Here is a 13,920-nt window from a genome sequence, read left to right as displayed (position 1 = left end):
ACACGGCTCAGGAGCCGATGTGAAAGCGTGCGGGCTGCGTCCCGTCCGCGTCGGTGAAGCCGTATTCGCCGGCGAGATCGCCCACGTGCAGGATGCGGCCGGCCCGCTCGGCGATGGCCGGATCGGCGGCGAGCGCCGCCAGCGCCCTGCCGGCATAGAGCGGGCTCTCGGTGGCCAGCGCCGCATGGCCGATATCGACCACCCGCTCGGTCAGCACGAAGCCGGGCGAGAGGCCGAGCGCCGTGACGCCATGGGGCGCCAGCTCCTGCGCGCAGGCGAAGGCGAGGCGGTTGGTGGTCGCCTTGGCGAGATCGTAGAACACGTCGCCGAGATAGCCGGTTTCGGTGGAGAACGAGACGAAGACCACGAGGCCGGACCGCGACGCGATCATCGCGGGCGCCACCGCCCGTGCCAGCAGCAGGGCGGGATAGGGTCCGCTCGCGAAAAACTCCGACAGCGGTTCCGCCGACCGGCGCCAGAACGGCGTGCCCCAGGCGGCGCCGTCGTGATAGCGCTCGCCGTCATAGCCCTCGTTGCCGCCCCAGACGCTGGAGATCGCGACGTCGATCCGGCCGAAGCGGCGCAGGGCCCAGTGGACCAGGGTGTCGACGGCGCGTTCGCTCGTGTGGTCGCAGACGTAGTGGTGGCCCTCGCCGCCGGCGGCGTCGACGACCCGCGCCGTATCCTCGATGGTCTCGGGCCGCCCTTCCGTGCGCGGTCCTGTCTCGCTCGACCGGGCGGTGACGATCACCGTGGCGCCCGCCTCCCCCAATCCCCGCGCGATGCCGCGCCCGACGCCGCGCGAGGCTCCGGCGACGAGGCAGATCTTGCCACGCAGATCGGGGCGGGTGGTCACGACGGCCGGCCCCGGTTGAGGAAGGCCGCGAAGGCCGCCTGGGCTTCCGGCGCCCGCAACCGTGCCTCGAAGGCGACGGCCTCGGCCTCCAGGGCGGCCTCCATCGCTGCCTGATCGCCGCGGATCAGCGCACGGGTGGCCGCCACCGCCCCGCGCGGCAGGGCGGCGAGGCGACCGGCCTGCGCCATCGCGTGTTCCAGCAGAAGCCCCGCCGGCATCACCGCATTGGCGAGGCCCAGGGCGACAGCCTCGTCCGCGTCGAAGGGTTGGGAGAGCAGCAGCATCTCGGTGGCCTTCAGCAGGCCGACCCGGCGCGGCAGCAGGTAGCTGGAGGCCGCCTCGGGCACGAGCCCGAGCTCGACGAAGGGCATGCGGAACCGCGCCGCGGGGCTGGCATAGACGAGGTCGCAATGCAGCGTCAGCGTCGTGCCGATGCCCACGGCGATTCCGTCCACCGCCGCCACCATCGGGGTTCGGGTCCGGGCGAGCTGGCGAATGAAATGCAGGGCCGGAGCCTCGCTGAACGGCTTGCGGGCGCCCGCGACGAAGTCGGCGAGATCGTTTCCGGCGCTGAAGGCCCCCGGCGCTCCGGCGAACACCACGGCACCGATGGTCTCGGAGGCGTCGGCCCCGACGAGGGCATCCCGCATGGCCTTGTACATCGCCCCAGTGAGCGCGTTCTTCTTCTCCGGCCGGTCGATGCGGATGAGGCGCACGCCATCCGCGGTGTCCTCGATCGCGATGTGATCGGTCATGATGTCGGTCCCGTTGCGGCCGGCCGTACTTCGAAGATTCCACTTCGCTCTGCGGGAGTGGGTCGGGAGAGGGGAGCGCTTCGTCAGGAGAGGTCGTCCCCTCTCCCGGTCGCTTCGCGACGACCCTCCCCCCTCAGAGGGGGGGAGGGTTTTGCGTGCTACCCCGCCAGGGCGAGCGCTGCGTCGTCCGCGAAGGCTCCCCCGTCGATCACGCTCTCCTCCAACCCAGCCGCTGCCGTCAGCAGGTTGTCGGCGAAGAATCGGGCGAGGATGATCCGCGCCGCATGCGCCGGATCGGTCTCGCCGGCCTTCAGCGCCGTATTCGATGCCAGCGCCGCCTGGGCGAGGCAGGCGCCGCCCTGGACCAGGCCGAACAGCCGCAGGTACGGCGTCGCCCCGGCGAGGGCGTCTTGCGGCCGGTTCGAGGCGAGGGCCTTCAGCAAGAAGCTCGTCGCACGGTCGAGGCTCTCGATCCCGGCGCGCAGGCGCGCGCCCATATGGCCGTAGGCGGGGTTGGCGTCCTTCAACAAGCCCTCGGAGATCCGGCGCAGGGAGGCGATCTGGGCGCGGACCGTGGCGCCGCCGGCGAGGGGCAGCTTGCGGGTGACGAGGTCGATGGCCTGGATGCCGTTGGTGCCCTCGTAGATGCCGAGGATCCTGGCGTCGCGCATGTGCTGGGCGGCTCCCGTCTCCTCGACGAAGCCCATGCCGCCATGGACCTGGACGCCGAGGGAGGTGACCTCGTTGGCGATGTCGGTGGCGAACGCTTTCGCCACCGCGGTGAGGAGGGAGGCGCGGTCGTGGGCGCCCTGCCCTTCCGGCCCCTGGGCGGCGTCGAGCGCCGCCGCCGTGAGATAGCAGATGCCGCGCGAGGCCGCGGTGTAGGCCTTCATCGTTAGCAGCATGCGCTGCACGTCCGGATGGTCGATGATCGGGCTGGTGCTCTCCGCCCCCGCTGCCTTGCCCTGGTGCCGATCGCGGGCATAGGCGAGTGCCTGTTGGGTGGCGCGCTCGGCGAGGCCGACGCCCTGCAGCCCGACATTGAGCCGGGCCGAATTCATCATCGTGAACATGCAGGCGAGCCCGCGGTTCTCCTCGCCGATGATCCAGCCGACGGCGCCGCCCGCGTCGCCGAAGGCCATCGAGCAGGTCGGCGAGCCGTGGATGCCGAGCTTGTGCTCGATGCCGGAGCAGCGCAGGTCGTTGCGGCTGCCATCGGGCAGGATCTTCGGCACCAGGAACAGCGAGATGCCGCGCGTGCCGGCCGGTGCATCCTTGAGGCGCGCCAGGACCAGGTGCACGATGTTGTCGGTGAGGTCGTGCTCGCCGTAGGTGATGTAGATCTTCGCGCCGACGATCCGGTAGGTGCCGTCCTCCGCGCGCTCGGCCCGGCTTCGCAACAGGGCGAGATCCGACCCGGCCTGCGGCTCGGTCAGGTTCATGGTCGCGGTCCATTCACCCGAGACCAGCTTGTCGAGATAGCGGGCCTTGAGGTCGTCGGAGCCGTGTCGGGTCAGAGCCTCGATACCGCCCGCCGTCAGCAGCGGGCACAGGCCGAAGGCGATGCTGGCGGCGTTCCACATCTCGTTGCAGGCGGCGCTGAGGAGCAGCGGCAGGCCCTGGCCGCCGTATTCGGGCTCCGCGCTGAGGCCGTTCCAGCCTCCGGCGATCCAGGTCGCGTAGGCCTCGCGCCAGCCCGGCGGGGTGGTGATCGCGCCGTCGGCGAGGGGCGTGCCATGGCGGTCACCCACTGTGTTCAGGGGGGCGATGACGTGGTTCGCCACCTTGGCCGCCTCGGACAGGATCGTGCCGGCATCCTCGATGGTGAGGTCGCCAGGAGGCCCTGCCGCCAGCGCGGCGTCGAAGCCGGCGACATGGCGCAGGGCGAACAGGATCTCGGAGACCGGAGCGCGATAGGTCATGGTGCCTCCCTCGCATCGTCTTTACGCGACGCCTTGATGTTCGGCCGAAACGCGGGGCCGACCCGCATCCCGTGTTTGACGCCTCGCCCGGCCCGGCGCTAGGCCCTTTCGCGACCTCTTGGATCGATCGCGGCCCCACTCGGTCGGAGATAGTTTAGATATGAACGATCTTGGGTCAATCCCCCGGTCGCATCACAGTTCAGACGGGACGCCGCAGCCCACCTTTCGTCTTGTGGCGGATGCGGCTGGAATCTCCGAGGCCGCGCGTCTCCTGTCGGCCGGCGCCGTGGTCGCGTTTCCGACCGAGACGGTCTACGGCCTCGGCGCCGATGCGTCCGATCCGGCGGCGGTGGCGCGCATCTTCACCGCCAAGGCGCGGCCGCGCTTCAATCCGCTCATCGCCCACCTTCCCGATCCCGAGGCGGCCCTGCGCGAGGGCGTGTTCGACACCGCCGCACGCCAGCTTGCCGCCGCGTTCTGGCCGGGGCCGCTCACCCTCGTGGTGCCCGTGCGCCGTACCGGGACGGTGTGCGATCTCGCCCGCGCCGGGCTGGACAGCGTCGCCCTGCGGGTGCCGGGCAACGCCCTGGCGCGCGAGCTTCTCGCCCGCGTCGGCCGCCCGGTGGCGGCGCCCTCGGCCAATCGGTCGGGGCGGGTCAGCCCGACCAGCGCCGCCCACGTGCTCGCCGATCTCGATGGGCGGATCGCCGCCGTCCTCGATGGCGGTTCGGCGCCGGTGGGGGTGGAATCGACGGTGGTGGCTTGCCTCGGCGGCGTCCCACGCCTGCTGCGCCCCGGCGGCACCACCCGGGCCGATCTCGTGCGCGTCCTCGGAATCGATCTGCCCGGTCCGGCGGACGACGCAGCGCACGCACCGGTGGGTCCCGGCCTCCTGGCTTCGCATTACGCGCCGCGGGCGCAGGTCCGGCTCGGGGCGACAGAGGTGCGCGAGGGTGAGGCGGTGCTGTTGTTCGGCGGTGCTCTGACCGGCGACGATGCGGCCTTAGCCAGCCTCGATCTGAGCCAAGCGGGCGATCTCGGCGAGGCGGCGGCCAATCTCTTCGCATTCCTACGCCACCTCGACGCCACCGGTGCGGCGATCATCGCCGTCGCACCGATCCCCGAATCCGGCCTCGGCGAAGCGATCAACGACCGCCTCCGCCGCGCCGCAGCCCCCCGCTGAAGTTTTTTCGCAAAGGGTGGGAACTTCTCCGCCGCATGATCCGTTCTGCATGCACAAAGGTCAGTTCAGCCCCCAAATGACCTTTCCCCTTCCAAGGCTCGGAGTAATCCGAGCCTTTTTTCTTGGGGCGAGCCTTTTTTCTTGAAGCGTGTCAGCCGGCGAGTTTGGCGGCGATTTCGGCCACGTGCCGGCCCTGGAAGCGAGCGCCTTCGAGTTCCACCGCGCTCGGCTGACGCGAGCCGTCGCTATCGCTGATCGTCGTGGCGCCGTAGGGCGAACCGCCCTTGACCGCTTCGACACCGCCCTGGCCCTGGAAGCTGTAGGGCAGACCGACGATCACCAGGCCGTGGTGCAGGAGCACCGTGTGGATGCTGGTGAGCGTCGTCTCCTGGCCGCCATGCTGCGAGGCCGTGGACGTGAAGGCCGAGCCGACCTTGCCCACGAGGGCGCCCTTGGCCCACAGGCCGCCGGTCTGGTCGATGAACTGCTTCATCTGCGCGGCCATGTTGCCGAAGCGGGTCGGTGACCCGACGATGATCGCATCGTAATCCGCGAGTTCGTCCACGGTGGCGAACGGGGCCGCCTGCTCGGTCTTGTAGTGGAATTGCTGGGCGACCGCGTCCGGCACCAGCTCCGGCACCCGCTTCACCGCGACCTCGGCCCCGGTCTCGCGTGCGCCTTCGGCGACGGCATGGGCCATCTGCTCGACATGGCCCCAGGACGAATAATAGAGCACCAGAACCTTCGCCATCGTGTCGGTCTCCCGTTGTCACGCCGCGTCACCCAGGTCGGGCCGGTACGCTCTCCCGGCATATCGGATATCGGCCCGCTTGCGAAAACGCCCTGACCTGCAAAAGATGTTTTGCGTCGATGCAAGGTTGAGCGATGTCAGTGGAGTGGGACGACTTTCGCCTCGTGCAGGCCATCGCCGAACGAGGCGGCCTGGCGCGGGCGGCCGCGCATCTCGGCATCAATCATTCCACGGCGTTTCGACGCCTGGCCGGGATCGAGGCTGCGGTGGAGGCGCCGTTGTTCGAGCGGCATCGCGCGGGCTATGCCCCGACGGCGGCCGGAGCGGCGATGATCGATGCCGCATCTCGCATGGAAGCGAACGTCGCCGGCTTTACCCGCGAGCTTGCCGGGCAGAGCCGGGAACCCGCTGGCGAAATACGGATTACCGCGCCGGCGGGCCTCGTCGCCCATATGCTGATGCCGATCCTCGGCCGTTTCACGGCACGCTATCCGCGCATCCGGCTCGACATCATCGTCGCGGAGGAAGCGCTGAACCTCTCTCGCCGGGATGCCGACGTCGCCATGCGGGCCAGCGACAGGCCGCCACCGACCCTGATCGGGCGCCGCCTCGCCACCATCAACTGGGCGATCTACGGGCGCCGCGTGTTCGCCGGTCGGCCCCTGGCCGAATGCCCGTGGGTGATTCCCGGTGATGTGGTCGCGGGTGCTCGCTTCGCGCGATTCGCCGACGCCCGCGGTGGGGCGGGACGTGTCGTCCTGTCGCTCAATACGGTCTTGGGCTTACGGGAGGCCGTCGAGGTCGGCATCGGCGTCGGACCCCTGCCCTGCTGGGACGGTGACGCGCTGCCCGGTCTCGTCCGGCTTTCGGGGATCGAACCCGACCTCGCCGCTGGGCTGTGGTTGCTGACCCACCCGGACCTGCGACATGCGGCCAGAATCCGGGCATTCATGGACTTCATGGCCGAGGAGATCACCACCCTGCGCTCGGCCATCGAAGGAACGGCTCTCAGCTGATCTCGACGATCTCGGTCTCGTGTCCGTTCACCGCGACGACGTCGCCGACCACCTTGCCGGTGAGCGCACGGGACATCGGCGACACGTAGGAGATCGAGCCCGCGGCCGGATCGGCCTCGTCTTCTCCGACGATCCGGAATGTCTGGCGACTCTCGCCCTCGCGCAGGATGGTCACGGTCGAGCCGAAGCGGACGTCATCGCCCGGCACCGCCTCGACGAGTTGAGCCGTACCCATCCGCGCGGTCCAGTAATGGAGGTCGCGGGTGACGCGGGACTCGTCGGCCTTGGCGTCGGGCGTCAGCGCCGAGAACTCGGCCTGGAGGCGCGCGACCTCGGCCTTGATCTGCTCGAGGCCGTCCGGCGTCACGAAGTTGGTGTGAGGGGAAATCGGGCGATCGGGAAGATCCTCGAACGCCTCGCCGCCCTCACGCTCTTTTACGAATGCACTGCTCATGGACACTGGAATGCGCGGCACGGGCTGGGAGTTCCCTGCTCACCCCACCGTCACCACCGTGCGCCCGCGAACCTGTCCGTCCAGGATCGCCGCGGCCAGTCGGTCGACCTGATCGAGGGGCACCGTGGTCGTCATGGCGGCGAGCTTGGCGAGGTCGAGATCGCGGGCGAGCCGCGCCCAGGCCGCGCGGCGCTTCGCCTGCGGGGTCGTCACGCTGTTGATGCCGAGCAGCGACACGCCGCGCAGGATAAACGGCGCCACCGAGGTCGGCAGGTCCATGCCCTGCGCCAGCCCGCAGGCGGCTACGGCCCCGTCGGCTTTGGTCGATGCGAGCACGTTGGCCAGGGTCACCGAGCCGACCGCGTCGATCGCCGCTGCCCAGCGTTCCTTGGCCAACGGCTTGCCGGGTTTGCTGAGGTCGGCCCGATCGATAATCTCGGCGGCGCCGAGGCTGCGCAGGTAATCGGCCTCCGCCGCGCGGCCGGTCGAGGCGACCACGTGCCAGCCCGCCTGCGCCAACAGGGCGACGGCCACCGAGCCGACGCCACCCGAGGCGCCGGTAACGAGGGCCGGCCCCTGGGCCGGCGTCACGCCGTGATGATCGAGCGCCATCAGACACAGCATGGCGGTGTAGCCGGCGGTGCCGATCGCCATGGCCTGCGCCGCGTCGAGACCCTCCGGCAGGGGGACGAGCCAGTCGCCCTTCACCCGGGCGCGCTCGGCATAGGCGCCGAGATGACTTTCGCCGACGCCCCAGCCGGTGAGTACGACGGCATCGCCGGGCGTGTAGTCGGGATGCTCGGAGGTCTCGACAATGCCGGAGAAATCGATGCCGGGAATCATCGGAAAGCGGCGCACCACGGGCGAGCGCCCGGTCATGGCGAGCCCGTCCTTGTAGTTCACCGTCGAGTGGGTGACGCGGACCGTGACGTCGCCGTCCATCAGGCCGGCTTCGTCAAAATCCCCGTAGCGCAGGGATTGCCCGGCCTCGGTCTTGTCGACCACCCATGCCTTGAACGTGCCCATGCCTGCCTCCGCTTTCCGACAGGAGGTGTGGTGGGGGCTCGACGAATCAAGACGCCCCCGCGGATGCGGGAGCGCCTCGACAGTGGGTTGTCGTGAGCCGGGTCGGCTCAGTAGCCGTCGTAGATGCTGCCCGAGGAGAAGCCGAGACCGACGCCGATATCGGCCGAGCTCGCACCGGCCACGCCGAAGGCGTCCGGGATCGAGCCGATGGTGGGGATGATCGAACCGCCATAGCCGCCGCGGCCGGAATCGGCCGGGACCCAGCCGCGGCGGGCGGGCTCGACGAGGACCCGCCGGCGCACGCTGGCATACTCGGCGGGGATCGTCTCGGGGATCGACTGGGCCTGCTGAACCAGCACCCGGCGGTGGCGCACGGAATATTGCGGCGGCACCTCGACCCAGCAGCCGACCAGCGCGCCATAGGCGTCGCGCCGGGTCTGCCATACCCGGCCGCCGGGGGCGACGAGGACCTGCTCGGACACCGTCTCGTAGACCGGCGGGATGGTGCGGTAGACCGTCTCGGCGGGACGCACGAGGACGCGTTCGGACACGGCGCCGTAGACCGGAGGGGTGGCGACGTAACGGTAGCACTCGGCGCCGCCGCAGCCGGCCTGGGCGACGGACGCGGAGAGAACGGCGCCGGCGAGGGCGGTGGCGAAGAGGGTGAATCGGGCGACCGGCGCGGTCATGACGGCTTCCTTGAGGCTGGACGCGGATACTGATCGGACGGCGCTGACATCGCTGCGCACATCTCGACGTATCAGAGGCAGTCAAGTTGCCGTCCGAGCAAGCTCTATCCAGACTCAAGGTAAAATTAACCCAAGCTTAGGACTACTTAGTGCTTTCGCTACTTACGTAAAAAGCTTGGGAACGATTCAGATTGGAGTCGAACCCGGCGTGAGCGCGCGATCGCATCAGGCGGCTGCCATCGGGTACGCGCTTGTCGCGGGCGATCGGGACACGGCGCCGGCTGCATCGGCAAGGCCATCCGCGAGAAACGCTGGCCGCCCTCGTCCGATCTGACGAGCGGGGTAAGTCAAGACCACAGCGCCTCGGCTATCGACCAGAGCGGCAGATGCGGAAGGCTTGAGCGGTGTCGCCGAGATCACGGTCCCGATACGGATAGCGACGCAACCGACGGCGTCGCTAGCGCTCTGTGCTGCGGCCGGCGCGTCGAGCGTCGGATCGGCGTGCAGCGCAGCGTTTCCGACGTCAGGTCTGCCCGCGCTTGAGCTGGTAGAAGATATGCCGGCCGATGACGTCCATCTTCTGGAGCCGGCGCGACCAGCCGGGCCGGACGTAATCGGCGTGGTAATGCGTCGCCCCGCCGACTTCGCTGAGATAGGTGCGTCCCTCGATCACCGCGCTCGCGATGCGGGTGGCGGATTGCCAGGACGGGCCGTCGGTGATGTGCAGGGATTTGCCCTCGCAGGCGAAGGAGAACTGACAGCCCATGTAGCGATGGCGGTTCTGGTAGACGACGCCGCAGACGTTGCCCGGATACAGGCCGCTCTTCACCCGGTTGAGGACCACCTGCGCCACGGCGGCCTGGCCATCCTCGGGCTCGCTGCGGGCCTCGAAATACACCGCCTCGGCGAGGCAGCGCTGCTCGCGATCCATGGCATCGGGGACGATGAGGTCGGCGTAGCGGTGACGGGCATTCTCCGGCGTCGCTTCGGGCGCCAGGGTGGCAGCGCCCTCGGCCGGGTCGCGCCGTGTCGAGAAGCCGGGGATCATCAGGTTGGCAGCGGCGACTTCGATCGGGATGGCGTCGGCCGGAGCCGGTGTGGTCGAGGACAGGGCGATGGCGCGCGGGATCGCCGGCGTCGATCCGTCGCCGCGATCGATCGCTGACGCCTCGGTGCCGAGAGACGCGACCCCGAGACCGAGATCGGGGGTCGGTACGAAGCCGGCCTCCGGCTCCAGATCGGGGTTCCAGGTGGCGATGCCCGGCGTCAGCAGGCCCGTGCCCGATCCGGTGAGACTCGCGGTCATCAGCAGGTTGCCGGCATCCCTCAGGGCAAGGGCGGTGTGGGCAAAGCTGGGGCCGGGCGGCAACGTGGCGTCACCTTTCCCGTCGCGCTGGACCAACGGATAGAGATGGGCGCTGAGCTTGAGCTCGCCGCGCAACGGCGCGTCGGCGCGCGCGTAGCCGTCGCGGAGCGGGCTGCCGATCAGGATCGTACCGACGGGCAACGGTGGCGTGACGCGCGCGTCACGGGCCGGGATCAGCGTTGCGCCGAGGGACATTTCGGTGCCGGCGGTGGCGGTGAACGACACCAGAAGGCCGATGCCGGTGGCCCACGGCGTGAGGGCGGCGCTGAGCCAGCGCAGGCCCGAATCGCGTCGTATCCGTCTCGTACCCACCGCAACCGACCCGCACTCGATGCCAAGCCCGGCGCGCCGTCCTCACGATCTCATGAGGTCGGGCCGGGACCTGAACAATCGCCGGGTATGGTTGCGGGCTGGTTAAATGGGCCGGTGCGCCGGTTGGCTCATAATGCGCCAGGTCGCCCGTGCGTCGCCGCCATGGCGCTGGTCAGGGCAGAGAGTGTCGTGTCGGCGCGGACGCCGACGATCCGCTCGGCATCGGTGCCGCTTTGCGTGGCCACGGCGAAAACGAAGACCGCGATCGCCGCAACGGCTCCCAAGCCTGCCACGCCCCAGAAGTAGGCCTGCTGGACCGCCCTCGGAATCGGGACGGCGACGGGATTTTCGTTGAGGAAAAGAGGGGTTGGACCTGAATCGTTCATCGCCGGAAATCCCGCGCGTTGGCAGCCACCCCGATGAGCTGGAAAAACCCGCACGCAACGGTTTGGCACTAGCACTGAACGTGCCGGCGCGAAATCGGTTCGCCCTGTTTTCGACAATTTGTTGAACGGAATTTTACCGGCCGAAGGCGGACGGCTTCTGGCCGCCCGCCTTCGGTTATTGCCGCGCTCGCGCGCCCTACTTGGCGACCTACTTGGCGCTCTGCTTGGCCGCCAATGCGGCCTGGGCCGCGGCTAGCCGCGCGATCGGCACCCGGTACGGCGAGCACGACACGTAGTCGAGACCGACCTCCTGGCAGAAGGCGATGGAGGCCGGATCGCCGCCATGCTCACCGCAGATGCCGAGCTTGATGTCGGGACGGACCGCCCTGCCCCGCTCGACGCCGATGCGGACCAACTCGCCCACCCCCTCCTGATCGATGGAGATGAACGGGTCCGCCGACAGGATGCCGCGCTGCGTGTAGGCCCCGAGGAAGGTCGAGGCGTCGTCGCGCGAGATGCCGAGCGCCGTCTGCGTCAGGTCGTTGGTGCCAAAGGAGAAGAACTCCGCCGTCTCGGCGATGTCGCCGGCACGCAGGGCCGCGCGCGGCAATTCGATCATCGTGCCCACCTGATAGGCAATCGTGCTGCCCGATTCAGCAGAGACCGCCTTCGCCATGGCGTCGATGCTGGCCTTCACCAGATCGAATTCCATCTTGGTGAAAACCAGCGGAACCATGATCTCGGGCGTCACCGGCGCGCTGGTCTCCTTGGCGGCCTGAACCGCGGCCTCGAAGATCGCGCGGGCCTGCATCTCGGCGATTTCCGGGAAGGCGATGGCGAGACGGCACCCGCGGAAGCCGAGCATCGGGTTGAACTCGTGCAACTCGGTCATCCGCCGACGCAGTTTGTCCTCCGACACGCCGGTGCTTTTCGCGACGTCCTGCACCTCTTCGTCGGTGTGCGGCAGGAATTCGTGCAGCGGCGGATCGAGCAGGCGGATGGTCACCGGCAGGCCGGACATGATCGTGAACAGCTCGACGAAGTCCTGGCGCTGGTAGGGCAGGATCTTGGCGAGCGCCGCGCGGCGGCCTTCGACGTCGTCGGCCAGGATCATCTCGCGGACCGCGACGATGCGGTCGCCCTCGAAGAACATGTGCTCGGTCCGGCACAGGCCGATACCCTCGGCGCCGAAATTCCGGGCGGCGCGGGCGTCGTTGGGGGTGTCGGCGTTGGTGCGGACCTTCATGGTGCGGACCTTGTCGGCCCAACCCATCAGGGTGGCGAACTCGCCCGACAGCGACGGCTCGAGCATCGCCACCTCGCCGAGGAGCACCTGCCCGGTGGAACCGTCGATGGTGATCTTGTCACCCGCCTTGAGCGTGGTGCCGGCCACCGACAGCGTGCCGGCCTTGTAGTCGACCCGGACGGTGCCGCAGCCCGATACGCAGGGCTTGCCCATGCCGCGCGCGACCACCGCCGCATGGCTGGTCATGCCGCCGCGGGTGGTGAGGATGCCTTCCGAGGCATGCATACCGTGGATGTCTTCCGGCGACGTCTCGATGCGCACCAGGATGCACTTGCGCTCGGCCTTGCGGGCGGCCTCGGCATCCTCGGAGTTGAAGACGATCTCGCCGGTGGCCGCACCCGGCGAGGCCGGCAGGCCCGAGGCGATGACCTTGCGCTCGGCCTTCGGATCGATGGTCGGGTGCAACAACTGGTCGAGGGCGGCCGGCTCGATCCGGCCGATGGCCTCTTCCTGCGTGATCAGGCCCTCGGCCGCGAGATCGACGGCGATCCGCAGGGCCGCCTTGGCGGTGCGCTTGCCGTTGCGGGTCTGGAGCATCCAGAGCTTTCCGCTCTCGATGGTGAACTCCATGTCCTGCATGTCGCGGTAATGGGTCTCGAGCAGATTGTAGATCCGCACCAGCTCGGCATAGGACTCGGGCATCGCCCGCTCCATCGACGGCTTTTCGGATTTGGCCTCGATCCTGGCCTTCTCGGTGATGTCCTGCGGCGTGCGGATACCCGCCACCACGTCTTCGCCCTGGGCGTTGATCAGGAACTCGCCGTAGAGCGCGCGCTCGCCGGTGGAGGGGTTGCGGGTGAAGGCGACGCCGGTGGCCGAGGTCTCGCCCATGTTGCCGAACACCATGGCCTGGACGTTGACGGCGGTGCCCCAGCTCTCGGGAATACCGTTCAACTCGCGGTACTTCTTGGCGCGCGGGATCATCCACGAATCGAACACCGCCCCGATCGCGCCCCAAAGCTGGTCTTCGGCCCCTTGCGGGAAGTCCGACCCGTGCTCGGCCTTCACGATGGCCTTGTATTTGCCGACGAGGGTCTTCCAGTCATCGGCGCCGAGTTCGGTGTCGAGGCTGACGCCCTTCTCGTCCTTGTAATGCTCGAGCGCCTCCTCGAAGGCGTGGTGCTCCACGCCGAGAACGACGTTCGAGTACATGGTGATGAAGCGGCGGTAGGAATCGTAGGCGAAGCGCGGGTCGCCGGCGCCTTCGGCCAGGGCTTCCACGGTGAGGTCGTTGAGGCCGAGGTTGAGCACCGTGTCCATCATGCCCGGCATCGAGGCGCGGGCGCCTGACCGGACCGAGACCAGGAGCGGGTTCTCCGGATCGCCGAAGCCGCGGCCGGTGAGCTTGCCCACGGCGGCGAGGGCTGCGTCGACCTCTGCCTTCAGCTCGGCCGGATAGGCTTGCGCGTTGTCGTAATAGGCGGTGCAGACTTCCGTCGTGATGGTGAAGCCGGGGGGAACCGGCAGGCCGAGATTCGACATCTCGGCGAGGTTCGCGCCCTTGCCGCCCAGCAGGTTGCGCATGGACGACTGGCCCTCGGCCTTGCCGTCACCGAAGGAATAGACCCACTTGCCCATCGTCATCCATCCGCTTGCAGGAGTGAAAAGTGCCCCATGCGTATCACGGCGGGTTGGACCATCTCATGCTGCAACGCAAGATGAACGGGCCTTTGCACGGGAGGGCGTGTGACGGAATCGCCCCCGTGTAACCGCCCGATTTGGATTTACGACAATGCGCGGAAGACTCCGAGGCCGATCAGTCCGACGAGGATGAGATAGATCGCCACGATGAAGTTGAGAAGACGCGGGACGATCAGTATCAGGACGCCGGCAGCCAGCGCGATGATCGGTTGCAGACTGGAAATCGTGATGGTCATTGCGTTTCTCCGTCCGGGCCG

The 13,920-nt window shown here is 68.8% G+C and carries 13 protein-coding genes; 2 read left to right on the top strand and 11 right to left on the bottom strand.

Translation table 11 applies throughout. The features are described 5' to 3' along the window. Nucleotides 1-7 precede the first annotated feature (7 nt). The 3 genes from G3T14_RS05275 to G3T14_RS05265 form a co-directional block, all read right to left on the bottom strand. Nucleotides 8-856 carry an SDR family NAD(P)-dependent oxidoreductase gene (locus G3T14_RS05275; protein ID WP_348645212.1) on the bottom strand — a complete coding sequence of 283 codons (849 nt, stop codon included), beginning with the start codon at nucleotides 854-856 and terminating at the stop codon, nucleotides 8-10. Next, nucleotides 853-1,611 carry an enoyl-CoA hydratase-related protein gene (locus tag G3T14_RS05270; RefSeq protein WP_163640757.1) on the bottom strand — a complete coding sequence of 253 codons (759 nt, stop codon included), beginning with the start codon at nucleotides 1,609-1,611 and terminating at the stop codon, nucleotides 853-855. The genes G3T14_RS05275 and G3T14_RS05270 overlap by 4 nt, the downstream gene beginning before the upstream one ends. Before the next feature lie 158 nt (nucleotides 1,612-1,769). After that, nucleotides 1,770-3,533: an acyl-CoA dehydrogenase gene (locus G3T14_RS05265; RefSeq protein ID WP_163640755.1), complete on the bottom strand. Its 1,764-nt coding sequence runs from the start codon at nucleotides 3,531-3,533 to the stop codon at nucleotides 1,770-1,772. A gap of 160 nt (nucleotides 3,534-3,693) precedes the next feature. On the opposite strand from G3T14_RS05265, the gene G3T14_RS05260 reads away from it, so the two are divergent. Further along, nucleotides 3,694-4,716: an L-threonylcarbamoyladenylate synthase gene (locus G3T14_RS05260; protein ID WP_163640753.1), complete on the top strand. Its 1,023-nt coding sequence runs from the start codon at nucleotides 3,694-3,696 to the stop codon at nucleotides 4,714-4,716. Between the two features lie 151 nt (nucleotides 4,717-4,867). Here the strand turns inward: G3T14_RS05260 and wrbA are convergent, their stop codons facing one another. Then, nucleotides 4,868-5,467, bottom strand: a complete 600-nt coding sequence (gene wrbA, locus G3T14_RS05255; protein WP_163640751.1) for an NAD(P)H:quinone oxidoreductase — start codon at nucleotides 5,465-5,467, stop codon at nucleotides 4,868-4,870. A 134-nt stretch (nucleotides 5,468-5,601) separates the two neighbouring features. On the opposite strand from wrbA, the gene G3T14_RS05250 reads away from it, so the two are divergent. Further along, entirely contained in the window at nucleotides 5,602-6,483 is an 882-nt protein-coding gene (locus G3T14_RS05250) for a LysR family transcriptional regulator (protein WP_204262644.1), read from the top strand. Here G3T14_RS05250 and greA read toward each other — a convergent pair. The 7 genes from greA to G3T14_RS05215 form a co-directional block, all read right to left on the bottom strand. After that, nucleotides 6,476-6,937 (bottom strand): transcription elongation factor GreA, encoded by a 462-nt coding sequence (greA, locus tag G3T14_RS05245; protein WP_163640749.1) that lies wholly within the window; start codon nucleotides 6,935-6,937, stop codon nucleotides 6,476-6,478. The genes G3T14_RS05250 and greA overlap by 8 nt on opposite strands. Nucleotides 6,938-6,976: 39 nt before the next feature. Continuing rightward, nucleotides 6,977-7,963 (bottom strand): MDR family oxidoreductase, encoded by a 987-nt coding sequence (locus G3T14_RS05240; protein ID WP_163640747.1) that lies wholly within the window; start codon nucleotides 7,961-7,963, stop codon nucleotides 6,977-6,979. A gap of 107 nt (nucleotides 7,964-8,070) precedes the next feature. Further along, the gene (locus tag G3T14_RS05235) at nucleotides 8,071-8,652 is read right to left on the bottom strand and encodes a hypothetical protein (protein ID WP_163640745.1); all 582 of its coding nucleotides are present in this window, start codon (nucleotides 8,650-8,652) and stop codon (nucleotides 8,071-8,073) included. Nucleotides 8,653-9,175: 523 nt separating this feature from the next. Further along, nucleotides 9,176-10,330 carry a cell wall hydrolase gene (locus G3T14_RS05230; RefSeq protein WP_348645211.1) on the bottom strand — a complete coding sequence of 385 codons (1,155 nt, stop codon included), beginning with the start codon at nucleotides 10,328-10,330 and terminating at the stop codon, nucleotides 9,176-9,178. Between the two features lie 128 nt (nucleotides 10,331-10,458). Further along, entirely contained in the window at nucleotides 10,459-10,716 is a 258-nt protein-coding gene (locus G3T14_RS05225; protein WP_163640744.1) for a hypothetical protein, read from the bottom strand. Between the two features lie 208 nt (nucleotides 10,717-10,924). Continuing rightward, nucleotides 10,925-13,600, bottom strand: a complete 2,676-nt coding sequence (gene ppdK / locus G3T14_RS05220) for a pyruvate, phosphate dikinase (protein ID WP_163640742.1) — start codon at nucleotides 13,598-13,600, stop codon at nucleotides 10,925-10,927. A gap of 146 nt (nucleotides 13,601-13,746) precedes the next feature. Continuing rightward, nucleotides 13,747-13,899: a DUF3096 domain-containing protein gene (locus G3T14_RS05215; RefSeq protein WP_163640740.1), complete on the bottom strand. Its 153-nt coding sequence runs from the start codon at nucleotides 13,897-13,899 to the stop codon at nucleotides 13,747-13,749. Nucleotides 13,900-13,920 lie beyond the last annotated feature (21 nt).

The organism is Methylobacterium sp. BTF04, from assembly GCF_010692745.1.
Lineage (GTDB): Bacteria > Pseudomonadota > Alphaproteobacteria > Rhizobiales > Beijerinckiaceae > Methylobacterium.
This window is presented reverse-complemented; position numbering and strand designations above follow the sequence as displayed.

Excerpts from the sequence above, each read along its gene's own strand:
- G3T14_RS05270 (WP_163640757.1), bottom strand. The coding sequence starts at position 1,611 with ATGACCGATCACATCGCGATCGAGGACACCGCGGATGGCGTGCGCCTC.
- G3T14_RS05265 (WP_163640755.1), bottom strand. The coding sequence starts at position 3,533 with ATGACCTATCGCGCTCCGGTCTCCGAGATCCTGTTCGCCCTGCGCCAT.
- G3T14_RS05260 (WP_163640753.1), top strand. The coding sequence starts at position 3,694 with ATGAACGATCTTGGGTCAATCCCCCGGTCGCATCACAGTTCAGACGGG.
- wrbA (WP_163640751.1), bottom strand. The coding sequence starts at position 5,467 with ATGGCGAAGGTTCTGGTGCTCTATTATTCGTCCTGGGGCCATGTCGAG.
- G3T14_RS05250 (WP_204262644.1), top strand. The coding sequence starts at position 5,602 with ATGTCAGTGGAGTGGGACGACTTTCGCCTCGTGCAGGCCATCGCCGAA.
- greA (WP_163640749.1), bottom strand. The coding sequence starts at position 6,937 with ATGAGCAGTGCATTCGTAAAAGAGCGTGAGGGCGGCGAGGCGTTCGAG.
- G3T14_RS05240 (WP_163640747.1), bottom strand. The coding sequence starts at position 7,963 with ATGGGCACGTTCAAGGCATGGGTGGTCGACAAGACCGAGGCCGGGCAA.
- G3T14_RS05235 (WP_163640745.1), bottom strand. The coding sequence starts at position 8,652 with ATGACCGCGCCGGTCGCCCGATTCACCCTCTTCGCCACCGCCCTCGCC.
- G3T14_RS05225 (WP_163640744.1), bottom strand. The coding sequence starts at position 10,716 with ATGAACGATTCAGGTCCAACCCCTCTTTTCCTCAACGAAAATCCCGTC.
- ppdK (WP_163640742.1), bottom strand. The coding sequence starts at position 13,600 with ATGGGCAAGTGGGTCTATTCCTTCGGTGACGGCAAGGCCGAGGGCCAG.
- G3T14_RS05215 (WP_163640740.1), bottom strand. The coding sequence starts at position 13,899 with ATGACCATCACGATTTCCAGTCTGCAACCGATCATCGCGCTGGCTGCC.